This is a genomic window from Pandoraea nosoerga (assembly GCF_902459585.1).
Lineage (GTDB): Bacteria > Pseudomonadota > Gammaproteobacteria > Burkholderiales > Burkholderiaceae > Pandoraea > Pandoraea nosoerga.
In genome coordinates this window covers 67,337-88,876 of record NZ_CABPSC010000007.1, presented here as the reverse complement: position 1 = coordinate 88,876, position 21,540 = coordinate 67,337, and the positions used below count along the sequence as shown (strand labels likewise).

Annotated in this window: 30 protein-coding genes; 18 read left to right on the top strand and 12 right to left on the bottom strand. The window is 62.8% G+C overall.

Translation table 11 applies throughout. The features are described from left to right. Positions 1 to 8: 8 nt before the first annotated feature. The 6 genes from PNO31109_RS10820 to merR all read right to left on the bottom strand — a co-directional run bounded on the left by PNO31109_RS10820 (position 9) and on the right by merR (position 3,619). Positions 9 to 644 (bottom strand): hypothetical protein, encoded by a 636-nt coding sequence (locus tag PNO31109_RS10820; RefSeq protein ID WP_060121192.1) that lies wholly within the window; start codon positions 642 to 644, stop codon positions 9 to 11. A 5-nt stretch (positions 645 to 649) separates the two neighbouring features. Continuing rightward, the gene (locus PNO31109_RS10815; RefSeq protein WP_060121189.1) at positions 650 to 1,489 is read right to left on the bottom strand and encodes an ATP-binding protein; all 840 of its coding nucleotides are present in this window, start codon (positions 1,487 to 1,489) and stop codon (positions 650 to 652) included. Next, positions 1,489 to 2,262, bottom strand: coding sequence for a BRO-N domain-containing protein (locus tag PNO31109_RS10810; protein WP_060121186.1), 774 nt, complete (start codon positions 2,260 to 2,262; stop codon positions 1,489 to 1,491). The genes PNO31109_RS10815 and PNO31109_RS10810 overlap by 1 nt, the downstream gene beginning before the upstream one ends. Positions 2,263 to 2,264: 2 nt before the next feature. Further along, entirely contained in the window at positions 2,265 to 2,744 is a 480-nt protein-coding gene (locus PNO31109_RS10805; RefSeq protein ID WP_060121183.1) for a hypothetical protein, read from the bottom strand. Between the two features lie 11 nt (positions 2,745 to 2,755). Further along, the gene (locus tag PNO31109_RS10800; RefSeq protein ID WP_060121180.1) at positions 2,756 to 3,019 is read right to left on the bottom strand and encodes a helix-turn-helix transcriptional regulator; all 264 of its coding nucleotides are present in this window, start codon (positions 3,017 to 3,019) and stop codon (positions 2,756 to 2,758) included. Positions 3,020 to 3,205: 186 nt separating this feature from the next. Further along, positions 3,206 to 3,619, bottom strand: coding sequence for a mercury resistance transcriptional regulator MerR (merR, locus tag PNO31109_RS10795; RefSeq protein ID WP_060121175.1), 414 nt, complete (start codon positions 3,617 to 3,619; stop codon positions 3,206 to 3,208). Positions 3,620 to 3,660: 41 nt separating this feature from the next. On the opposite strand from merR, the gene merT reads away from it, so the two are divergent. From merT to PNO31109_RS10780, 3 genes are read left to right on the top strand one after another with little or no spacing between them, the layout of a single operon-like run. Next, positions 3,661 to 4,035, top strand: a complete 375-nt coding sequence (gene merT / locus PNO31109_RS10790) for a mercuric ion transporter MerT (protein WP_060121171.1) — start codon at positions 3,661 to 3,663, stop codon at positions 4,033 to 4,035. A gap of 15 nt (positions 4,036 to 4,050) precedes the next feature. Further along, positions 4,051 to 4,344 carry a mercury resistance system periplasmic binding protein MerP gene (gene merP / locus PNO31109_RS10785; RefSeq protein WP_060121168.1) on the top strand — a complete coding sequence of 98 codons (294 nt, stop codon included), beginning with the start codon at positions 4,051 to 4,053 and terminating at the stop codon, positions 4,342 to 4,344. Beyond that, on the top strand, positions 4,341 to 4,562 hold the full coding sequence (locus PNO31109_RS10780; protein WP_060784903.1) for a GDCCVxC domain-containing (seleno)protein: 222 nt from the start codon (positions 4,341 to 4,343) through the stop codon (positions 4,560 to 4,562). Before merP ends, PNO31109_RS10780 begins: the two co-directional genes overlap by 4 nt. A 3-nt stretch (positions 4,563 to 4,565) precedes the next feature. On the opposite strand, the gene PNO31109_RS10775 is transcribed toward PNO31109_RS10780, so the two are convergent. From PNO31109_RS10775 to PNO31109_RS10760, 4 genes are read right to left on the bottom strand one after another with little or no spacing between them, the layout of a single operon-like run. Continuing rightward, positions 4,566 to 5,036 carry a hypothetical protein gene (locus PNO31109_RS10775; RefSeq protein ID WP_060121166.1) on the bottom strand — a complete coding sequence of 157 codons (471 nt, stop codon included), beginning with the start codon at positions 5,034 to 5,036 and terminating at the stop codon, positions 4,566 to 4,568. Next, the gene (locus tag PNO31109_RS10770; RefSeq protein WP_060121164.1) at positions 5,033 to 6,445 is read right to left on the bottom strand and encodes a recombinase family protein; all 1,413 of its coding nucleotides are present in this window, start codon (positions 6,443 to 6,445) and stop codon (positions 5,033 to 5,035) included. Before PNO31109_RS10770 ends, PNO31109_RS10775 begins: the two co-directional genes overlap by 4 nt. Then, a complete protein-coding gene (locus PNO31109_RS10765) occupies positions 6,442 to 6,912 on the bottom strand; it encodes a DUF2924 domain-containing protein (RefSeq protein WP_060121161.1) in 471 nt (156 codons plus the stop codon). Before PNO31109_RS10765 ends, PNO31109_RS10770 begins: the two co-directional genes overlap by 4 nt. After that, entirely contained in the window at positions 6,909 to 7,124 is a 216-nt protein-coding gene (locus tag PNO31109_RS10760; RefSeq protein ID WP_081059385.1) for a hypothetical protein, read from the bottom strand. Before PNO31109_RS10760 ends, PNO31109_RS10765 begins: the two co-directional genes overlap by 4 nt. Positions 7,125 to 7,364: 240 nt before the next feature. On the opposite strand from PNO31109_RS10760, the gene PNO31109_RS10755 reads away from it, so the two are divergent. From PNO31109_RS10755 to PNO31109_RS10715, 9 genes are all read left to right on the top strand, one after another. Further along, positions 7,365 to 7,700, top strand: coding sequence for a PepSY domain-containing protein (locus tag PNO31109_RS10755; protein ID WP_060121159.1), 336 nt, complete (start codon positions 7,365 to 7,367; stop codon positions 7,698 to 7,700). A gap of 56 nt (positions 7,701 to 7,756) precedes the next feature. Next, complete coding sequence (locus PNO31109_RS10750; RefSeq protein ID WP_060121157.1) at positions 7,757 to 8,353, top strand: undecaprenyl-diphosphatase; 597 nt, start codon at positions 7,757 to 7,759, stop codon at positions 8,351 to 8,353. 69 nt (positions 8,354 to 8,422) lie between these two features. Further along, positions 8,423 to 9,205, top strand: coding sequence for a COG4705 family protein (locus tag PNO31109_RS10745; RefSeq protein WP_060121153.1), 783 nt, complete (start codon positions 8,423 to 8,425; stop codon positions 9,203 to 9,205). 28 nt (positions 9,206 to 9,233) lie between these two features. Further along, entirely contained in the window at positions 9,234 to 9,686 is a 453-nt protein-coding gene (locus PNO31109_RS10740) for a hypothetical protein (RefSeq protein ID WP_060121150.1), read from the top strand. Positions 9,687 to 9,688: 2 nt separating this feature from the next. Further along, positions 9,689 to 10,324 carry a DedA family protein gene (locus PNO31109_RS10735; RefSeq protein WP_081059384.1) on the top strand — a complete coding sequence of 212 codons (636 nt, stop codon included), beginning with the start codon at positions 9,689 to 9,691 and terminating at the stop codon, positions 10,322 to 10,324. Continuing rightward, positions 10,311 to 11,084: a COG4705 family protein gene (locus tag PNO31109_RS10730; protein ID WP_060121147.1), complete on the top strand. Its 774-nt coding sequence runs from the start codon at positions 10,311 to 10,313 to the stop codon at positions 11,082 to 11,084. Before PNO31109_RS10735 ends, PNO31109_RS10730 begins: the two co-directional genes overlap by 14 nt. 22 nt (positions 11,085 to 11,106) lie before the next feature. Continuing rightward, positions 11,107 to 11,772: a response regulator transcription factor gene (locus tag PNO31109_RS10725; protein ID WP_060784904.1), complete on the top strand. Its 666-nt coding sequence runs from the start codon at positions 11,107 to 11,109 to the stop codon at positions 11,770 to 11,772. Beyond that, complete coding sequence (locus PNO31109_RS10720; protein ID WP_060784905.1) at positions 11,748 to 13,097, top strand: ATP-binding protein; 1,350 nt, start codon at positions 11,748 to 11,750, stop codon at positions 13,095 to 13,097. The genes PNO31109_RS10725 and PNO31109_RS10720 overlap by 25 nt, the downstream gene beginning before the upstream one ends. 28 nt (positions 13,098 to 13,125) lie before the next feature. Further along, the gene (locus tag PNO31109_RS10715; protein ID WP_060122244.1) at positions 13,126 to 13,560 is read left to right on the top strand and encodes an EamA family transporter; all 435 of its coding nucleotides are present in this window, start codon (positions 13,126 to 13,128) and stop codon (positions 13,558 to 13,560) included. 153 nt (positions 13,561 to 13,713) lie between these two features. On the opposite strand, the gene PNO31109_RS10710 is transcribed toward PNO31109_RS10715, so the two are convergent. Both PNO31109_RS10710 and PNO31109_RS10705 read right to left on the bottom strand, forming a co-directional pair. Beyond that, positions 13,714 to 14,643: an ImmA/IrrE family metallo-endopeptidase gene (locus tag PNO31109_RS10710; protein WP_226151817.1), complete on the bottom strand. Its 930-nt coding sequence runs from the start codon at positions 14,641 to 14,643 to the stop codon at positions 13,714 to 13,716. Between the two features lie 3 nt (positions 14,644 to 14,646). Next, positions 14,647 to 14,988, bottom strand: coding sequence for a helix-turn-helix domain-containing protein (locus PNO31109_RS10705; protein ID WP_060121794.1), 342 nt, complete (start codon positions 14,986 to 14,988; stop codon positions 14,647 to 14,649). A gap of 234 nt (positions 14,989 to 15,222) precedes the next feature. Between PNO31109_RS10705 and PNO31109_RS10700 the strand changes: the two genes are divergently transcribed. The 6 genes from PNO31109_RS10700 to PNO31109_RS10675 all read left to right on the top strand — a co-directional run bounded on the left by PNO31109_RS10700 (position 15,223) and on the right by PNO31109_RS10675 (position 21,513). Continuing rightward, positions 15,223 to 16,458 (top strand): hypothetical protein, encoded by a 1,236-nt coding sequence (locus tag PNO31109_RS10700; RefSeq protein WP_150555577.1) that lies wholly within the window; start codon positions 15,223 to 15,225, stop codon positions 16,456 to 16,458. Between the two features lie 3 nt (positions 16,459 to 16,461). Then, complete coding sequence (locus PNO31109_RS10695) at positions 16,462 to 17,415, top strand: hypothetical protein (protein WP_081059402.1); 954 nt, start codon at positions 16,462 to 16,464, stop codon at positions 17,413 to 17,415. Between the two features lie 406 nt (positions 17,416 to 17,821). Then, on the top strand, positions 17,822 to 18,958 hold the full coding sequence (locus PNO31109_RS10690) for a site-specific integrase (RefSeq protein ID WP_174966359.1): 1,137 nt from the start codon (positions 17,822 to 17,824) through the stop codon (positions 18,956 to 18,958). A gap of 9 nt (positions 18,959 to 18,967) precedes the next feature. Then, positions 18,968 to 19,378 carry a very short patch repair endonuclease gene (locus PNO31109_RS10685; protein ID WP_047906276.1) on the top strand — a complete coding sequence of 137 codons (411 nt, stop codon included), beginning with the start codon at positions 18,968 to 18,970 and terminating at the stop codon, positions 19,376 to 19,378. A gap of 78 nt (positions 19,379 to 19,456) precedes the next feature. Next, a complete protein-coding gene (locus PNO31109_RS10680; RefSeq protein ID WP_047906277.1) occupies positions 19,457 to 20,719 on the top strand; it encodes a DNA cytosine methyltransferase in 1,263 nt (420 codons plus the stop codon). Then, a complete protein-coding gene (locus tag PNO31109_RS10675; protein ID WP_047906278.1) occupies positions 20,716 to 21,513 on the top strand; it encodes a hypothetical protein in 798 nt (265 codons plus the stop codon). Before PNO31109_RS10680 ends, PNO31109_RS10675 begins: the two co-directional genes overlap by 4 nt. Positions 21,514 to 21,540: the final 27 nt, after the last annotated feature.

The window sequence follows — 21,540 nt, the reverse complement described above, 5'->3', positions numbered from 1 at the left end:
GGCCTCCCTCACTGCGCCCAGGCGGGCTTGCCGGTCACCGGCGCGCGCTGCGGCGCGGCGGGTGCGGCATACGGTGCCGATGCGCTCACGGTGGCCGGGGCGCCCGAGGTGCCACCGCCGGTCTTGGTCTTGGACGGCACGCCCATGAGCTTGGCGTACTCGGGATGGTCGGGTTCGACCGCGAGCTTAATGACGTTGCGGTCTTGGCCCTTGGCGTCCTTCTCGATGTCCACGCGGGCGAGGAATTCGAGGCCATCCAGTTCGTGGAAGCCCTGGATGCGGCGCGCGGAGGCGGCCTGCGGGCTGTTGTCCTGCGGATGGACGTTGCGGGCGCTGTTGAGCGCGGCACGGATGAAGCTGCGCCCCATCTGGCCCCAGGTCGGCCCCTTCTTGGAGTGCAGGCCGATGTTGCTCCACATCTTGCGCTTGGCATGGTCGCCAGCGGTGACCACGAATTCAGCAGCGAGATAGATGGAGCCGGTCTCGAAAGACTCGGTGGCGTAGCCGCCGCCCCAGCCTTGATCGGGATCGTCGTAGCCACCGGGCTTGATGGTCATGCGCACCGGGACGACGGTGCCCTTGGGGATCAGGTCGAAGCCGGATTGCTGGGCGTCGGCGTCGTTGAAGTCATTCCATGCGGTCATTGCGATTACTCCTGAGATTCGATGTGTGCGGGGGTGGCGGCGCTGACGGGCGATGCGCCCGCGCACTTGGCGATCAGCGCGCCGAGATGCGGCGGCTCCAGCAGGTCGAGGCGACCGCTGCGGTCTTTGGCCGGGAAGCCGTAGGGATTGACGGTATGCGTGACGAAGGCGCGGTAGGCACTGCCGTCGTCGGCCTTGATCTCGGCCAGCGTCACGACCTCATCGACGATGCCGGGCAGTTCCAGACTGGTCTTGCTGCCTTCGATCTGCGGCACGAACACCTTGCGGTTGTAGTCGTCGAGCCGCTCGTCGAGGATGGCCACGAACACCACGTTCTTGCCCCGGGCGTGCTGCAGGTGGGTCAAGGCGCTGACCATCTCCTGGCCGAGCAGCCCGTAGGCCGCACGCAGATCGGGCTTGCCGGAGCGGTCGCTGACCGCGCCCGGCTGGGTCTTGCACCACGCGAAGCACTGGCGGGACAGCTGCGTGATCGAGTCGAGGAAGAAGGTCTGGTAACGGTCGAGCTGCGTCGGATCGCCGAACTTCTCGACGACGTGGTCGTAGTGCGCCTGCGAGAACGCACTCTCCGGCGGCAGCGACTTGTCCGGGCCCGCGAGGAACACGAAGAAGTCACGAGACTCCGGCCACGATGCCGGGCGGATGGTGTCGCCCGGCCAGTCGGCCACGGCAAGATCGCCCGCCTCGATGTCGAGGAACAAGGTGGTAGCCGGATCGAGGTCTTTGAGCCGGGTAGTCTTGCCGATGCCGGACTTGCCCAGTATCAATAGCTTCACGCCCTTGCGCTCGGCCATGCGCTGTTGCGCCGAAATGATCGGGAGGGACATCACGCCACCTCCTTCAACTGCTCGGCGACCGCCGGATTCCAGAGGATCTGGTAGCCGCTATGGCCGTTGCGTGAGTACGGCATGGCCTCGGCCCACGCTTCACCGGCTTCGGTCAGTTCCCATTCGTCGCGGTCGTTGCGGAACTGGAAGCCGCGCGATGCCAGCAACTGGTTCGTGGCCTTGGCCGAACGGTTGAGCAGCTTGCCAAGCTGGGTGGCATTGAGCGAGCAGATCGGTTCGTTGGCGGCAGCGCTTTTGGCTGGAAGGGCGCGGCGCAGCACCTCGGTGGTGAGGCCCGTGTTCTCCTGAATGCAGGTCAGCGTAGCCGCCATCGCGATGCCGGTCTTGACACCCGGCACCTTGGCGACTGCCTCTCCGATCAGCAGGATCGCGCTCACGCGGTCGTGGGTCGGCGCGGGCAAGGAAGCCAGGGCGCCGGGGGCGGAGTACGCGCCGGTCTTGCGGATCGCGGGCAGCACCTCGCCGGTCACCCAGCGTTTGAAGCGTTTCGCGGCGTCCTTGGTGCTGCCGAGGATCAGGGCGTAGAGGCCCGATTCGTTGACGTGGTTGGCGCGCTGCATGCGCCCGAGGTTGTCGATGACCTCCAATTTCTGGAGGTCATCGACATCGACGTGCGACTTGATCGCCTGAGACGGATTGCCCATCTCCAACGCATCGCAGACGTCGTTGGCGTTGAACCACGGCAGGCCAGCATCGTCGACCTGGACGCGCACGGCGTGCGCTTCGAACTGGAAGGGAATGATCGCGCTCATGATCAGTGCTCCGAATCGAGGGAAAGGGTGAAAGCCGGCTTGCCGGAATCCACGGTGCGCGCGGCTGCAAACTGCTGCTGCAGCGCGGGAGGCCAGTTCGTGTAGCGGGATTCGGAGACGGACAACTTGATGTCGAGGTAGCCCTCGACCTTCTCGCCTGAGGCGACGATGCGCTCGGCGATTTCTGCCAGTTGCTTCTGATCCCAACTGACCTTCTTGGGCAGATCGAACTTGATGCGCAGCTGGCCGTCGTCGAGGTGCACGGTGCCGAAGTCGCGGCCGGATTCGCGCAGTGCCGTGCGGGCCTGTTCGCCGTAGGCGGCATCGAGCGCCGCGTCGAACTTGGTGCGGGCCTTCTTGAGCCAGTCGAGGGCCGCGTCGAGGTTCTTGTCGATCTCGGCCTTCTGCACGGCGGGCAACGCGGCCAGTTGGCCGACGGACATTGCGGCGATGTCGGCGGGAAAGAGGGTGATGTCCTTCATGGCATCGCTCCTCAGACCGCCGCGCGCTCGGACGTCGAGTCGTGCAGCGCCTGGCGCTCGAACTCGATGACCGCGTCCACGGGATAGCCGACGCGCTTGGACAACTTCAGGTAGCGCGGGCCGCGACCTTCGCTGCGCCAGCGTTGCAGGGTCTTGGGGCTGACGCCCCACCGCTGGGCCAGTTCGTTTTCGTTGAGCACCCGGCGGTCGCCGGGCGAGAGGCTGTTGATCGCCTGCTGTGGCGACCGGGGGATAGTGCTGGTTGGTGTCTGCATGGAATGCTCCTGTGACGTTGTTGAGGAACAGGTGTCATTCCAAACTTCGGGTGGCGAACCTTTAAGGGACGCAATGGCGAACCAGGCGGGAACTTCGGGTTCGCCAATCCCTGCCCACAGGGCACAAAAAAGGCGAGCCGGTGGCTCGCCTCAAGGAAGGGAATCAGATCAAATGCGCGCGGCGGGCTACGCTTCGTGGAGCGAGTCGATGAGCGGGCAGCGCACACGGCCGCGTGTCGCCGAGCACCGCGCGACCAAGTCCGTGAGCGCGGCTTCGATGCGTTTGAGGTCGGCGATTCGGGCGCGGACGTCGTCGAGTTTCTTGCGCCCCTGCTCGCGTGCTTGTTGGCACTGTGTGCCGTCCTCGAGCTCGAGCAGAGCGGCCACTTCGTCGAGACTGAAGCCCAGTCGCTGCGCCGACTTGATAAAGCGGATGCGGCCAAGCTCATCGGCGCTGTAGCGGCGGATGCTGCCCAGGGGACGATCCGGTTCGGGCATCAACCCCTTGCGCTGGTAGAAGCGGATGGTTTCGACATTGACGCCGGCCGCGCGCGCCAGGGCGCCGATCGTCATCGGCTCGCGATCAGAAATATCGTTCATGGTCTTGACTCCGTACTTAAGTACGGAAGTAAGCTTACGCCATGAAACCAGATTCCCCAACCACGCGTGCCGACACAGGTAGCGGTCGAATGGCGCTGGCGACCGGGTTCGTCTCCGCGATCCTGGCCTCGACCTGTTGCCTCGGGCCGCTGGTGCTGATCACGCTGGGCTTCTCGGGGGCATGGATCGGCAACTTGACGGCGCTCGAACCCTACCGCCCGATCTTCATCGGCGCGGCCCTCGTCGCGTTGTTCCTCGCCGGGCGGCGCATCTGGGCGAGAGCCCCGGTTTGCGAACCCGGACAGGCCTGCGCGGTGCCGTCGGTGCGGTGCGGCTACAAGCTGCTGTTCGGGATCGTGGTCGCCCTGGTGATCGTGGCGCTCGGCTTTCCGCTGGTCGCGCCCTGGTTCTATTGAGGAACGGAGGTCGTCATGAAGAAACTGCTGGCATGGGCCTGCCTCGCGCTCGCGCTCGCACTGAGCGGGCCAGCGATGGCGGCCCCCAAGACCGTCACGCTGTCGGTGCCGGGCATGAACTGCGCCGCCTGTCCCATCACGGTCAAGAAGGCGTTGAGCAAGGTGCCGGGCGTGGCGAAGACGGAGGTGAACCTCAACAAGCGCGAGGCGACGGTGACCTTCGACGACGCGAGGGCCAACGTCGAGGCGCTGATGCGGGCCACCCAGGACGCGGGCTACCCCTCGACGGTGGTCGGGAGCGCGGAGTGAACGCCCTCGTGCTGGAATCGACATTGCGCTGTCCGGCGTGCGGGCACGCGAAGACCGAGGTCATGCCCACCGACGCCTGCCAGTGGTTCTATGAGTGCGAGGACTGCCACACCGTGCTCAAGCCCAAGCACGGCGATTGCTGCGTCTATTGCTCCTATGGCACCGTGCCTTGCCCGCCCGTTCAAGAGCGTGGCAAGGCGGGCTGTTGCGCCGGCTGAACGTCAGCTTTCGGGAGCCGAGAACCCCAGAACCTTGCGCTGCTCCGCCCAGTCGCGGGGCAGCAGGGCCTGGCGGCCGCGCAGCGTGTGCAGATTCAGATGCCGGGGCTGGCGGCCCTCGAAGATCGCCTCGACGATGTCCGGGGCCAGCATGGTCATGCGCAGCACCTCGGCCGCCCAACCTGGCTCCAGTTTCAGCGCGCGCGCCAGGTCGGCGGTCGTCGGATAGACGCCTTCGTCGATCAGCCGCTTCCAGTAGAACGCCTTGCCGAGCGTCTTGATCATCGGCACGTCGAAGCCACCCGTCGCAGTGGCGGCATCGGGCGCGGGCGGGATCAGCAGCTTGCGGTTCTGGCGGCGCTTGATCGTTAGCGGCACCAACGTGACGCGCTGGCCATCGCTGACGTAGCTGCGGGCATCGGTTCCGACCTCGACGCGGATGGCGCGCTTGCGCGGGTTCGTCGTGGTGCTCATGCCAGTGTTTCCTCGGCCTGTGCGCTGGATTCCTCGACCAGCGGATGCGCGCCGATGTCGGCACCGAAGCCGATCCAGCCGTCCTCGCGCCAGACGATGTCCAGCCCGTGCCCGTGCAGTTGCACCCGCTCGATCAGCAGCCGCGTGATGCGCTGCTGCTCGGCGGGGAACAACTGCGCCCACACGTCGCCGATGCGCTGCATCGCCACCACGACCTGCGCTTCATCCAGCGTGCTCCCTGCGGGATGCTGCTGGCAGGCGCGCCAGACCGCGATCAGCATCTGCGGAGCCGACAGTGCCGCGTGGATTTGCGCCAGCACCGCGTTCTCGATTTCGGCGGCGGGCAGATGACCCACGTCCGACGCACCGGGCGACAGACTCGCGCCCGCATTGCGCCGCTTGTGCAGGTACGGGACGTAGTAGCGGTACTGCCGTCCGTTCTTCTTCTTGACGAAGGAGTGCAGCATGCGCTGCCCGTCGGGCGCGAACAGCAGGCCCGCCAGCAGCGCCGGATGCTTGGCGGCGTGCTCGCGCGGCGCTTGCTTGCGCCGTTCGATGAAGGCATGCGCCGCGTCCCACAGACCTTGCGACACGATGGCTTCGTGCTGGGCGGGATACCAGGTGCCGTGATCGCGGATTTCCCCCAGGTAGATGCGGTTGCGCAGCATCGCGAAGAGGTACTGCTGGTCGATGGTTCGGCCCGAGCGTTCGCGCCCGGCCTGCGTCACCCAGGCCTTGGTGGTATGGCCTTCGATGTCCAATTCGCGCACCAGCCGCGCCGCCGAGCCATGCTCGGCGTAGCGCCGGAAGATGTCGCGCACCAGCGCCGCTTCGCGTTCGTTGACGACGAGCATGCGCTTGACCACGTCGTAGCCCAGGGGTGGCACCCCGCCCATCCACATGCCCTTGGCCTTGCTGGCGGCGATCTTGTCGCGGATGCGCTCGCCGGTCACCTCGCGCTCGAATTGCGCGAAGGACAGCAGGATGTTGAGCGTCAGCCGCCCCATCGAGGTCGTAGTGTTGAACTGCTGGGTGACCGAGACGAAGGACACGCCGTTGCGGTCGAACACCTCGACCAGCTTGGCGAAGTCCGGCAGGCTGCGGGTGAGCCGGTCGATCTTGTAGACGACGACGGTGTCGATCTTGCCGGCCTCGATGTCGGCCATCAGGCGGCGCAAGGCGGGACGATCCATGTTGCCGCCGGAGTAGCCGCCGTCGTCATAGCCGTCGCCGACGGCGATCCAGCCTTCGTGTCGTTGACTGGCGATGAAGGCGAGGCCGGCGTCGCGCTGCGCTTCGAGACTGTTGTATTCCTGATCCAGCCCTTCGTCGGTGGATTTGCGGGTGTAGACGGCGCAACGCTTCTTCGGCGTGACCGGCGGCAGCGAGTTGGCGCGCGGCGAACTCATGCCGTCACCTTTTTCGATGCGGGCGATTTGAGGCCGAAGAACACCGGGCCGGACCAGTGGCTGCCGGTGATGTGGCCCGCAATCGCGGACAGGCTCTTGAAGCGTCGCCCCTGATATTCGAAGTCGTTCGAGCCGCGCACCAGCACGCGATGCTCGACGTCGTCGTAGATGCGCGTGAGGATGGTTCCAGGCAGCAAGCGCTGGCTGTCGCCGCGCAGTTGCTTGGGCAGGATGCCGGTTTCGCCGACTTCCTCGAGCTTCTTGCGCAGCGACGGCTTCAGGCCGCCGAAGGCGCGCTCCTGAATCCGGTAGGCCAGTCGGCTCTCCAGCCAGCCGCGATGGTGGTGACTGGGCCGTTCGTCAAAATGCTCGTCCCACAGTTTCCAGAGATCATCCATCGAGAGATGGGGAAGACCGGCGACTTGGGCGGCGACGGAGGTGGTGGTGGATGGTGCGTGTGCTGTCATGGGCGAACTCCGTGGTGGTGATCGGGGTTCGCATTCACGCGCTGTTGGCCGGGGAAGCCAAGGCGAACGCACTCGCTGTTTTCGGTGGTGTCGCGTGACGGACGCGCGCGCAGGCGCAGTAACGCGGCGGCCAGCAGGTCGGCGATTTCCTGATGCCCGTGCCGTGGCCGGTCAGGTGATGTGCAAATGGAGATAGGTTCAATTTCTGTCATGGCAAGCGTTCCGATGGAAAACGCTGCTCATGCTAGAAACCAAGGGTACTTCGCGTAACGTGTTTTGGGGGAAATGAGGGATGAATGCAGAGCAGGATGCTGCGGCTGTCATCCCATCAGTCAGATCGAAGGCCTCTACCTACCAGCTTAATTCCGGAAGTGACCCGGCTCAGTGCCAGCTAAGTCTGGGGCCGCATCTTCTCCATCGTGCAAATTCCTGCACTTTTCTGGAGAAGCATCATGTACCGCTACACCAAACTTTCCCTTCTGGCCATCGCCATTGCCACGACCGGTGCGGTCGCCTATGCCGCCAAGGGCAGGATGGAAAACGACGCCCTGGCGATCACCCAGGCCAAAATTCCGCTCACCCAGGCCGTCACCGTTGCCGAGCAGCACGCCAACGGCAAGGCGTCGCGCGCCGAGTACGAAAACTCGAAGCAAGGCTGGGTCTATGACGTGGAAGTCGTCAGCGGGGCCAAGGTCTTCGATGTCCGGGTCGATGCCGACAAGGGCACCGTCATCTCGTCTGCCGAGGACAAGGCGGATCACGATGACGACCACGACAAGCAAGACTGACCGCCTGCCAGTGTGGCCGGATCGCGCGTGACGCCGTGATCCGGCCCGGAGACGTCATGGAACACCTCAACCAAACATTCTTCCTGTGGCTCAACGCACCCGAACACCCGAACGCTCTGCTCGTGACGCTGGCCACCTTCTTTGCGGAATGGCTCATCTGGGCTGTCCCGATCCTGATCGGCATCGGCTGGCTGCGCGGCAATGAGAACACCCGCAAAGCGCTGTTGGTCGCTACCGCGTCCGGCCTGCTTGGGCTGCTGACCAACCAGGTCATCGGCCTGGCTTGGTCGCATCCCCGGCCTTTCATGATCGGTCTGGGGCATACGCTGATTCCCCATGTTGCCGACTCGTCATTCCCCAGCGATCACCTGACGCTGTGGTGGTCGGTTGCCTTCAGCTTTCTGCTACAGCGAGGACTGCGAAGGGCTGGCGTCGCTTTGGCGCTGTTTGGCCTCCCCATCGCCTGGTCGCGCATCTACCTGAGGGTTCACTTCCCGCTCGACATGCTTGGTGCCATTGCGGTCGCAGCGTTCAGTGCCGTGCTGACGTTGCACGAAGCACGCTGGTATCTGGGGCCAATCTACCGATTGGCGACCCGTATCCATTGCTTGTTGTTCGGTAGGCTGATCACGTTGGGATGGGTGCGCGAGTGAGCCTATGGATGGGCTAAGTCTGCCTGGTCAGACTGGCGGCAATCCCTTTCACCCCGGCAGGAGAACACCATGAACAATTTGCCCACGGTCAGAGCAAGCGACTGGCTCAACAAAGTCCCTGAAGTAACGCTGTCGTTCTGGATCATCAAGATCATGTCCACGACGGTGGGCGAGACAGGGGCCGACTTCCTGGCGGTCAACGCGGGCTTTGGCCAGGGCTTGACGCGCACCGTCATGGCCGCCTTGCTGGCAGTCGCCCTGTTCATGCAGCTGCGTACCCGCCGCTACACCCCTTGGATTTACTGGCTAACAGTCGTGTTGGTCAGCGTGGTCGGTACCCAGATCACTGACCTGTTGACCGATGGCCTGGGCGTCAGCCTCTATATCAGCACCTCGGTGTTCGCCGTGGCACTCGCTGCGATCTTCTTCGTCTGGTATCGGGTTGAACGTACCTTGTCCATCCACGACATCGTGACGCGCAGCCGGGAGCTGTTCTATTGGTCCGCCATCCTCTGCACGTTTGCGCTGGGCACTGCTGCTGGCGATCTGGCGACTGAGGCGTTGGGCCTAGGCTTTACCTGGGGCGCGGTCGCCTTCGGTGCGCTGATCGGCATCACCTATGCCGCCTGGCGCATGGGTGGCAACGCCGTGCTGACCTTCTGGATCGGCTACATCCTGACTCGTCCCTTCGGCGCTGCGCTCGGCGACCTGCTGACGCAGGCCAAAACCTACGGGGGCCTGGGTATGGGTGCCATGTGGACGAGCGCCCTGTTCCTCTCAGTCATCGTCATGCTGGTCGGCGTTGCGCAATTCGGCATGAACGCAGGCCGTTCCGCGCAAGCCACCGAATAACCCCAGTTCCACTTCTCAAGGAGAAATCATGCCCATGCAGCACTCAATCGCTCGTCCTGTTGCCGCCGTCTCGGCCGCCTTGCTCTTGGCTCTGGCGTCCGGCTGCTCCAAACCTGCCGACCAAAGCGGCGCGAGCACCGCATCGGCACCGTCTACCAACGCCAGCACAGGTATCGCAGGCAAGGCCGTCTCCAAGCTGGGCGACCTGACCGCATTTCGCACCATCGCCGCCGACGTGGCCGCCATTGTAGATAAAGGCGATTTGCCCGCAGCCAAGACTCGCATCAAGGATTTGGAGGTGGCATGGGACGCAGCCGAGGCCGGGCTGAAACCGCGAGCCGCCGATGACTGGCACGTGCTCGACAAGGCCATCGACAAGGCGTTGGCAGCACTGCGCGCCGATACGCCGAACCAAGCCGACTGCAAGGCTGCGATGGGTGCCCTGCTGAAAACCTTCGACACGCTCGAAGGCAGGAGCTGAAGATGGACATTGCCAGATGGGTCCAAAGCTGGGGCCTGCCTGCCGTGGGCGTCGGCAGCTTTCTCGAAGGCGAGTCCGTACTGCTGGTCGCTGGCGCCGCCGCCGCGCGCGGCCATCTTTCGATCCAGGCGGTGATGGCCGTAGCGGCCGTGGCCAGCTTCATCGGGGACCAGTTGTTCTTTCTGATCGGTCGGCGCTACGGCACCGCCCTGCTGATGCGCTTTCCTGCGTTGCAGCCACGCGCCCAGCGGGTAACCGTGTTGCTAGAGTGTCATCACCTGCCGCTGATTCTGTCGATTCGCTTCCTCTACGGCCTGCGCGTCGCCGGGCCGATCGCGATCGGCATGAGCCGCGTGCCCTGGTCACGCTTTCTGGCGCTCAACTTCGTTGGCGCCGTGTGCTGGGCTGTGCTGATTGGCGGTCTCGGCTACAGCACGGGGCATGCACTGGCGTACGCACTGCAAAGCGTCGATGCCGATGAGCTCTGGGGGCTGGCGTTGCTGGCCGTGGCGATTTGCATCACCTGGCTGATTGCGCGACACAGCCCACGAGGGCCATCGGGTGGAAAGGGTGCCCATACCGATCTGACACACGCCTCAGCAGAACACGATATTTGGAGCAAAAATGAACACCAATGAATCGACGACCAACCTCCAGGATGCATTGACCAAAGTACCCGAGGTCACGCTCGGTTTCTGGCTGATCAAGATTGCCGCTACCACACTCGGCGAAACCGGCGGCGATGCCGTCTCGATGTCCATGAACCTGGGCTATCTGGTCGGCACTGGCATCTTCGCGGCGATCTTCCTGATAGCCGTCGTCGCGCAGATCAAGGCCAAAGGTTTCCATCCATTCCTGTACTGGACCACCATCATCGCCACCACCACGGTCGGTACGACGCTGGCCGATTTTGCGGATCGTTCGCTCGGAATCGGGTACGCTGGCGGTTCGACCTTGCTGCTGGCCTTGCTGCTCGGCTCGCTCTTCGTCTGGCATCGCACCCTCGGCTCCGTGTCGGTGAGCACCGTCAGCTCACCCAAGGCGGAAGCGTTCTACTGGCTGACGATCATGTTCTCGCAGACGCTGGGCACGGCGTTGGGTGACTGGACGGCGGATACGGCGGGCCTGGGCTACACGGGCGCGGCGGTCGTGTTCAGCGGGTTGCTCGCTTTGGTCGTGGCGGCCTACTACTGGACTAGCGTGTCCCGTACGCTGCTGTTCTGGGCGGCGTTCATCCTGACCCGCCCGTTGGGTGCCGTGGTCGGTGACTTTCTGGACAAGCCGTTGAGCGCGGGCGGTTTGGCGCTGAGCCGCTATTCGGCGTCGGCCGCGTTGCTGGCCTTCATGCTGACCGCGATCCTGCTATTCAAACAGCGGGCAGCCCGGACGGCGCATTGAACAAGGATTGAAAGGAGGGGGAATGCGGGTATTGCTGGTCGAAGACGATCCCATGATCGGTGACGCGATCCAGGGTGCATTGAGGGATGCCTCCTATGCCACCGACTGGGTGAAGGATGGACCAACCGCCCTCACGACACTGGGCTGCCAGCACTATGACCTGGTGCTGCTTGACTTGGGCCTGCCCGGCAAGGATGGGCTGGAGGTGCTGGCCAGCATCCGCGCCAAGGACAACCCGATTCCCCTGCTCATCATCACGGCGCGTGATGGCCTGGATGATCGTCTGCGCGGCTTGGACGGCGGGGCCGACGACTACGTGTCCAAGCCCTTTCAGATGGCGGAGCTGTTGGCCCGGATGCGTGCCGTTCTGCGGCGCAAGGGCGGCACCGCAGCGCCCGTTCTCAGCAATGGCGTGGTGTCGCTTGATCCAGCTACGAAAGAGGCCAGCGTCAATGGTGGTTCCTCGGTGCAACTATCCAACCGGGAATTCTCGCTGCTGCAAGCCTTGCTGGTTCGGCCCGGAGCCATCCTCTCGCGCAGTGAACTGGAGGATCGCATCTACGGCTGGGGGGAAGAGGTCGAAAGCAATGCCGTCGAATTTCTGATCCATGCGCTGCGACGCAAGCTGGGCAGCGAGGTCATCAAGAACGTCAGGGGGGTGGGATGGATGGTTTCAAAAGGCGCTTGAACGAATCGGTTCAGCTCAAGCTGTCCTTCACCCTGTCGCTGGCCATCCTCGTGGTGGCCATCGTGGCAGGTGTCTTCTCGTTCCTGTCCGCCTTCGACGAGGCCCACGAGCTACAGGACGATGTGCTGCGCCAGGTGGCGCAACTCATGGATCGGCAGCGCTTGTCACCGGCCCCGCCGACGACCGATGTCCACCCCAAAGATGTCGATGAAGAATCGCGCGTGATCGTCCAGCGCTTAGGCGAGGCCAATCCATCTGAGGCCAGCGTGGATGCAGGCGGCACGCTTTCTCTGCCGACGACACTGGCTGATGGGCTGCATACGCTGGAGGTCGGCGGCGAGACATTCCGTGTACTGGTCAAGACCACGGCTGCCGGTGAACGCATCGCCGTGGCGCAGGAAGCGGGCTTCCGCAATGAAATCGCCCGCGATGGAGCGCTGCGCTCAGTGATGCCCTTCCTGATCCTCGTGCCAGTGCTGCTGCTGATCGTCGCCGACCTGGTGCGCAAGATGTTCCGGCCCATTGCGGCACTTTCCAAGGAAATCGACCAGCGGGCAGAGCAGGAACTGCACCCCGTCGAAGACCGCCACCTTCCGGTCGAGGTGCGCCCATTCGCCGTGGCGATCAACCGGTTGCTCGCCCGCGTCGGCCAGTCGATGGACTCTCAGCGCCGCTTTGTGGCGGATGCCGCGCACGAGCTGCGCTCGCCGTTGACCGCCCTTTCGCTGCAAGCGGAACGACTGGCGGAGGCGGAAATGTCCGGCCTGGCGCGCGAACGACTGACGGTCTTGCGCCAAGGAATCGAGCGCGGCCGAAGCCTGTTGGATCAACTCCTGACCTTGGCCAAGGCGCAGTCGGCCACTGATACGCCGGAGTCGCCGGTATCCGTTCAAGGCATCTACCGCCGTGTGCTGGAAGACCTCATGCCGTTGGCCGAGGCCAGGCACATCGACATCGGGGTCGAAGGCACGCAAGACGCCGAAGTGTGGGCGAGCGAGCTGGACATGATCGCCCTGGTCAAGAATCTGGTCGATAACGCCATTCGCTACACGCCGGAGGGTGGCCGAGTTGATCTCTCGGCCGGTGTTGCAGAGGGGTGTGCCGTGCTGCGTATCCAGGACACTGGGCCAGGCATTCCGTTGGCTGAACGGCACCGGGTTTTTGATCCCTTCTACCGCACGCTGGGCAGCGAGCAGATCGGTTCGGGCCTGGGGCTATCCATCGTCCAAGCAATTGCCCATCGCATTGGTGCAGAAATCCGCCTCGACTTCGTGGACGAAACTCAGACCGGCTTAAGTGTTGCCGTTATCGTTCCCATGAGGTAACGACTTGAGAAACATGGAGAGGAGCGAAATGGTTACTTCAACTGGCTGGTTCTATTGGGCGCTGCTATCGGCTGTGTTTGCCGCGCTGACGGCTATTTTTGCCAAGGTGGGTATTCAGGGAGTTGATTCCGATCTGGCCACCTTGATCCGAACGGCCATCATTATCGTCGTGCTGTCGGCGTTTGTCGCCTACACGGGAAAATGGGCCAACCCGTTGGAGCTGCCACCCAAGACATGGCTTTTCCTCGGGCTTTCGGGCTTGGCAACAGGGGCATCGTGGGTCTGCTATTTCCGCGCGCTTAAGATCGGCGATGCATCTAAGGTTGCACCAGTGGATAAACTCAGTCTTGTCCTGGTGGCGGTGTTTGCTTTCACATTTCTGGGTGAACGCCCGTCGCTCCGCGAGTGGTCCGGTATCGCGATGGTTGCTGGCGGAGTTTTACTGTTGGCTTTTAAGCGATAGTCTTCCCGATATCAACGGCACCACAGCACCGCAGATCCAAATTGTCCGGCTGAGTCACTTTTGGTTTCGTACGTAGTGCTTCCTATTGAAGCGGGGGAGGTCGACTATGCGAGTTTGTGATTTACCGGTAGCGGGCCGAATAAACCCGGCCCGCTACCGTACCGGCAATTGCCCGTTCGAGACGAACTGATCAAGGCTGTCAAAACTCTCGCCGTCCCGCCAAGACCGATCCCAAGGGCGCGGCTCGGCGCTTTCGAGCAGCAGCAAGGTGAGGACGCGATCACGGGCACCGTAGCTGTGCTTGAACTCGCGCAGCTTCATATGCTGCGCCTCCTCCGGACACCAGATCGCGGCGGAAATCTCCGTGCCGTTCCACTCTTGATCGACGCTGGCGTCGGCGGCCAGCGTGCCCGGTAGTGGTTCCTGCGGATCGGCGTTGCGACGGATGCGCGCCCGCGTCCTGATGGCGCTGCTGCTGCGCCATTCGTACTTCACGTAGCCGTTGTCCCAGTAGACCAGGATCGCGCGCTGCGTGGTGAACTTGATGAAGCGGATGCACAGCGCCTCGAACGAAACCTGAAACCGCTTGGCGATGGCGCTGAGGACGTGCAGGTCGATGCGCTGGCTCGAAATCCAGTCGCGCAGCAGATCGCCGGGCATCAGCAGGTTGCTGGCAAAGTCGTCGGCTTCGCGTTCGATGGCGCGGATGGTGTCGACGCCGGAGTAGACGCTTTCCTTGTCGCAGTTGAAGCTCTGCTGCTGACCGCGATGGAGGATGAAGTGGCCCAACTCATGGGCGATGGTGAAGCGTCGGCGTTCAGAGCTGGCCTTGCCGTTGTAGAAGATGCCCCACTCGGCCGCGTCCTTCGGGTTGCGCACCAGCATGCCTTCGCAGCTGTCGACATCGAGCACCATCGGCGCCTTGATCTCCCGCACGCCCGTGCCGTAGGGCGTGCTCGGCAGCATCTGCCGGACGATCTCCAAATCGATGGCGTCGGGCATGCCCGTGCTGTACCACGCCCGCAACCACTTCTGGACGGTGTTGGCGGCAATGGAGCCAGTGAGGGTCTGCGCTGCGCTCAATCCTCAGTCCCCGCCTTGGCCCTTGTCGGGGAACATGATCTTGAGGGCCTGCCGGTAGCGATCCTTCTCCTCGTCCGTCATCCCGGCGTACTCACGGAAGAAAGCCACGTCCTCGGGACTGGCTTCGGGTGCCTGCTGCATGGGCGTACCCATCACGTCCTCCATCGTCACGCCGAGCACCTGAGCGATCTTCTGAATCCGCTCGGCGGTGGGGCGCTGCCCCTCCTTCATTTCCAGCTCCCAGATGTAGGCCTTGGTGCAGCCGACCGCGTCGGCGACCTGTTGCAGGGTCAACTTCTTCGCCTCGCGCAAGCGCCGCAGGCGTGCTCCAAACGCCGAAGCCATGGCGATGCTCCTGTGGTCAGTCAATAAAAACGAGACTCACAGTATAGCCATGAGATACACAAAAGGTCTAGATGTGCCCCGTTGATTGACAAGCGGAAATCCACGGTTCAGAATCGCACCAGTATCTCGTAGCTTTACTTGTACGAGATGCGTGTTCAGTAACCCTGTCGCTGGCCCGTGCAGCCCGAACATCGGTCGCAGACCTCCGACGCCGATCCAGAAAGGACGAACAAGATGAAGAAAACCTTTGTCGACGTGATGCTCGAGCTGCCGGTGGACGCCACGCTGCGCGACTTCCTGACCTCGCATGGCCTGCCGGTGCCGGACGGGTTCGCGTGGGACGACACACCGGAGACCAGCCAGTTCCTGGTGGAGGCGGTCAAAGTCTGGCCGGACACGGACGCCCGCGACCGGATGGCCGCCAACCTCAATGCCAGTGTCCAGTTGGGCGACGCCGCGGGCAAGCAGGCGATGTTCGAGGCCGTGGTGGCGGACGGTGCCGCACTGGCCGGCCTGACGCTGTGCCGCAGCGACGTCCATCGCTCGTTCTGGCTGTACGTCAACCACCCGACGCTGTTCGAGCGCGCCTACGACTTCAGCTTCTGGGAGCATCACGGGCCGCAGACCCAGCAATACGATCTGGGCGTCAAGCGCCAGCCGAACGGTTCGGACACCAACCTGGCCGCACTGCGCCACGCCATCTCGGCGTTCTACAAGCGCGAGATGCAGTGCGGCGACAGCAGCGTGGCGCACTTGGTCGAGCGTAGCCCCGGCGTGTTCCTGCTGACCGTCCACGTCAAGGACATGGCCATGCTGAGGCTGGAGTTCGAGGGTTCGACCCTGAAGCGCCGCGTCGGCAATCCCAACATCCACATGGTGCTGGAGTACGCCAAGTCCACGGGCGTGGTGCGCACGCTGGTGCGCGGCGGCCAGAAATACCAGCAGATGCTGGTCGAGGCCTTCGCCGAGCATGTGCTGGGCGTCAAGGCGAACGCGCACCGGATCAAGTCGCCGACGCTGAATTTGTCGATGCTGCGCACCGGCTTCGACGTGCCGGAAGCGTTCGAGGACGGTTTCTCGATGGTGCAACTGAAGGCGCTCACGCTACTCAGTCCGGACGCCGCGCTGAAGATCGAATGCACCGCGATGCAGTCCAGCCAGCAACGCTCGGTGCATGAGCTGCTGAAGGAGAAACTGCCCGGCCCGCTGGAAGGCCAGTGGGCGGTGACGGCGGCACAAGTCAATCTCTACTATCCGCCCGAGCCGGGCCGCACGCGTGCCAAGGTGGTCACCATCGAAGTGACCAGCAAGGGGCGGCTGAACCTGCACAAGTTCGACGCCAAGATGCAGGCGCAGTTGGAAGGCTATCTGGTCGCGGTGGGCATCTTGCAGAAGGGCCAGACCCTGAGCGCGCAGGAGCTTCCGCCGGAAGCCGACGCGATCAGTTCCTCGTCGGCGTTCGAGGACTGATCGATGGCGGCTCATGATGCCTGGGCCTTGGTCTGCCGGCTGTTCGCGGGCGGCACGCCCGTGCTGCGCACCACGCTGTCGCCGCGCGAGGCCACGGCGCTGACCGTCCTCGGCAAGGCGGTCAAGCCGACGGTCGTGGATCAGTCCTTCGTGCTCTGCCCGCACTGTCAGCAGCATCGGGCGCAGGTCTGGGGCGATGGTCGCGGCGGGCGCATGTGCCGTTGCCCGGAGTGCGGGCCAGTCGCCGTCGAAGCGAACGATGGTGCGGCCGTGGCCTTGGACGAGGAATGGTTGCGCCAGAAGCTGCGCCTCGCGCTCGACATCGAAAGCCGGGACGGCATCGATGATCTGGGCGACGGCGTGTGGCGGCTCGGCGATGCTCGACGCTCGCCGGTGCTGCTCGCCCGCGATCTGGCGCGGGTGCAGCAAGAACCCGCGCTGTTGGATCGGGTGCGCGTGGCGGGCGGCGACATCCGGGTGGTCACGCCGAGGCCACGCACAACGCGCGGGTCGCCCTTCGGCCCGGGCGTGGAATGGCTGGCGCTGGAGGAACGCTTCACGTTCTACGGCGGCGGGATCGCACTCATCGGCACATCATTACCGTCCACGCAACCGACGGTCGCCGATCCGGCCACGCCGGTGAACGGGCCGTTCTCGGCGGACTTCAAATGGGCGACGCTGCCTGACATCAGCAGCACACCGATCCGATTCACCGACGGTCAGGCCAAGGTGTTCGAGGCGCTATGGTCGTTCAAGGGCGAGGCCACGACGGCGGAACGCATCATGCAGCGCGCGGGTCTGGACAGTGCCAAGCCGAGCGACCTGTTCAAGATCAAGTCGAAGGACAAGGGCAAGCCGGAACCTGCGGCGCAGCACGCCGCCTACGTTGCCCTCGTGGTCACGCAGCAACGCGCAGGGTTGTACTCGATGCCCTGCGCGGCGGGCGCGTTGGCGTGATGGACTGCTGCTCCACGTTCGCTGGACAACCGATGGCAATGGCATGCGCGCAAGTTTCCGGCGCACAAGGCCGCGTGCGTGTGCCACGGCGAAGAAGTTGGCGCAGGTTTCGAGAGAAGAGAGGGCGGAACAGGGGCGAACCGCGCGCGTCGCGGGCCCTTGTCCGCCGACCGTCGGCACACGCAGAACGGCCCGGAACCCCGCGTGGTTTGCGGGAAGCAGAAATGAAAACGCCCAACCGAGAACGGTTGGGCGCTGAATAGTGGTGGAGCGGAGGAGGATCGAACTCCCGACCTTCGCATTGCGAATGTAAAAATACATCTTGCAAAATCAATAGTTTCTAAAAGTTCCCCCGCTTTTATGGCACAATTTTGGCACACTGAACCCAAGATGACCTTTTCCCACGATGGCCGCCATCACCAAACGAGGCCCCTACCAGTGGCGCGCGCAGGTGCGACGACACGGCTACCCTGCGCAGAGTAAGACCTTCAATACAAAGGCCGAGGCGGAAGCTTGGGCCAAGATGATCGAATCCGAAATGGCACGCGGCATATGGGTCAGCCGCTGCGAAGCCGAAGCAACGACGCTTTACGAGGCGCTGAACCGGTATGAAGAAGAAATATCCCTCGCAAAGAAGGGATCAGCGCAGGAATCATCCGTCATCAAGACCTGCAAGGCGATTGACTTGGCGAAGCGGCCGCTAGCCACGATTCGGAGCGCTGACGTGGCGAAGCTTCGCGACGTGTGGCTGAAGGACTATAAGCCTGCCACGGTGCTGCGCCGGCTCGCTGTTCTGTCACATGTGTTCAATGTCGCCCGCAAGGAATGGGGCATGGAAAGCCTGTCGAACCCGGTTGAGCTAGTGCGGAAGCCGCAACCGAATAACGCGCGGACGCGGCGCATCGCCGCCAGCGGCGAACCTCCCACAGACTTCCCTGACGATGGCGATCTTGAATCAGGGCGGGGCGCGCAGGATGGTGAACTTGAACGGGTTATAGCGGCCAGCAACTCGGCGCTGCTGCCCGCCATCATCTGGCTAGCTGTCGAAACGGCCATGCGCCGGGGAGAAATTGTGTCACTGCAATGGGAGAACGTGGACCTCAAACGCCGAGTCGCACATCTGCCAGCGACGAAAAACGGTGAGGCGCGCGATGTACCGTTGTCGCCCCGGGCCATTGCCGTACTTCAAGCTCTGAAAGACAACTGCGACGACGCTAAAGATGCCCCCAGTTGCGAAAGGCTTGGCGGCGATGGAACGAGCGTATTCAAAATTCGGGGCGACGCTGTTACCAGGGCTTTCGAACGTGCTGTGGCGCGGGCGCGTAAGCTCTACCAGGAAGAGTGCAACGAGACCGGCCGAAGACCCGATGCGAAGTTTCTGACGGACCTACGGTTTCACGACCTGCGACACGAAGCCACTTCGAGGCTGGCATCGATCTTTCCGATGCACGAGCTGACGAAGATTACCGGCCATAAAGACCCGCGGATGCTAATGCGGTATTACCATCCTCGCGCAGAAGATTTGGCGAAGCGCCTCCTGTAGAGATCGACATTGACAGACCGTCTGAATTCCGATCAACGCCGACACCTCATGCAACAGGTGAAAGGCAAGAATACGCGGCCAGAGATGATTGTTCGCTCGCTGCTGCATCGCCTCGGCTATCGCTTTCGACTCCATCGGAAAGACCTGCCAGGAACGCCCGATGTGGTCTTCCCGAGCCGGCGCGTCGCGCTGTTTGTGCACGGCTGCTTCTGGCACGGCCATGGTTGCCGCATCGGTCAACTACCGAAGTCGCGCCTCGACTACTGGCAACCGAAAATTGCCACCAATCGCGACCGGGATGCTCGAAAGGAGGCTGCACTTGAGGCGACCGGCTGGCGTGTGGCCGTCGTCTGGCAATGTGAGCTGACCGATCTCGAAGGGCTGGCAACGCGCCTGAAGGACCTGCTCGACACGAAGTGAAAACTACGATCGACAAAGCGATCGTTTTCGCGTAAACTCCCAGCCAACGATTTGCAACCAAAAACAGGGACTTCACTTATGACTCGCCCAATCGGGATCGACCTTTTCGCAGGAGCCGGGGGGCTGAGCCTCGGCTTCGAACAAGCCGGTTTCGACATCGTGGCTGCGGTGGACATAGACCCCATTCACTCCGCCGCCCACAAGTTCAACTTCCCTACCTGCGCCACGATTTGCAAGAGTGTCGTTGATGTAACCGGCGACGAGCTGCGACAACGCGCTGGTATCGGCAAACGCGATATCGACGTTGTGGTCGGGGGAGCACCGTGCCAGGGCTTTTCGCTCATTGGCAAGCGAGCGCTCGACGACGCACGCAACCAGCTCGTACATCACTATGTCCGAGTCGTGCTGGAACTGAAGCCCAAATACTTCATCTTCGAAAACGTCAAAGGACTGACTGTCGGAAAACACCGAAAGTTTCTGCAAGAGATCATCGAAGCTTTCCAAGAGGGCGGCTACGATGTCGAAACGGACTACAAGGTTCTCAACGCCGCTGACTTCGGGGTACCTCAAGATAGGCGGAGACTGATTCTCATGGGGGCGCGCAAGGGCTTGCCCTTACCGACTTATCCGCAACCGACGGGCCACACGACCGTTGCCGAAGCGATTGGCGACATCCCGGATGCCGAGACGTTTCCCGAGCTGTGGGAGCGCGATTGGACAAAGGCGAAGTACGGCAAACCGTCGACCTATGCAGCGTACTTGCGCGGAAAAAAGGACGACCCCACCGACTTTAGTTATCGACGGCAATTCGATGCATCCCTGTTGACCGGATCCTTGCTGACGGAGCATACCGATCTGTCGAGAAGCCGCTTTGCAGCTACGGCCCCCGGCGACGTCGAACCGATCAGTCGTTTTAAGAAACTAGCTCTCGACGGTATTTGCAACACGCTGCGTGCAGGTACCGCCAGTGATCGCGGCGCGTTCACATCGCCGCGTCCGATCCATCCGACTGCGCCCCGTGTCATCACGGTGCGCGAAGCAGCGCGCTTGCACTCCTATCCCGATTGGTTTCGCTTCCATGCGACCAAGTGGCACGGCTTCAGGCAGATCGGTAACAGTGTGCCTCCAATGTTGGCACGTGCTGTCGGCGCGCAGGTCATGAAGGCGTTGAAAAAGAAGCCCGAAAAGCCTACCGAAATCCTGGCACTCGGCGATGAAAGCCTGATCGGAATTTCGATGAGCGATGCGGCCGCGATGTTCGGCGTATCTAGCACCGTAATCGCCCGGCGCCAGCGTCCTGTTGTACGCCACGAAGACGAAACGGAAGCGGTTGCCGCATGAACGATAAAGCCAAGGCTCCGACTCGTTATCACCAGCTCATCGAGAAAATTTTCTTCGATGGATACGTCGAAGGTACTACGGAGATTCCTTTTGAGCGTAAGGCACTGAAAGAAGCCGCGAACCAGCTTGGAATCGCCCTGCCCGACAATTTGGGAGACGTGATCTATGCGATGCGGTTTCGAGTCCCCATGCCGGCGAAAGTCATCGCCACACAGCCCAAAGGACGCGAATGGATTATCGAGTTGGTAGGACGTTCGAAGTACCGCTTCCGGCTAGCGTCCGCCAATCGGATCTTGCCTAACCCGAATCTCGCTGTTATCCGCATTCCCGACAACACGCCGGAAATCATCGCGGCCTACGCCCTCGACGATGAACAAGCTCTACTCGCGAAGGTGCGCTACAACCGGCTCATCGACATCTTTCTTGGTCTCACCACGTTCTCGCTACAGAACCATTTGCGCACGAGCGTCAAGGACATGGGGCAAATCGAGATCGACGAGCTTTATGTCGGTCTCGACAAGTACGGTTGTCACTATGTCATCCCTGTACAAGCCAAGGGTGGCAGCGACCAAATTTCGACGGTACAGACCGCGCAGGACACCGCTTGGTGCGCGCAAAAATATCCGGCGTTGCGATGCCGACCGATCTCTGCCCAATTCGTGAGTAGCGATCAAATTGCATTATTCGAGTTGAAAATAGAGGATGACGAGCTCAAAGTCGTCGAAGAACGACATTACAAGCTCGTGCCTGCGGGCGAACTCGATCACAACGAAATCGTTGCTTACCGTACATAGGTTGCGGCCGCAGTCCTTGCGTAACAG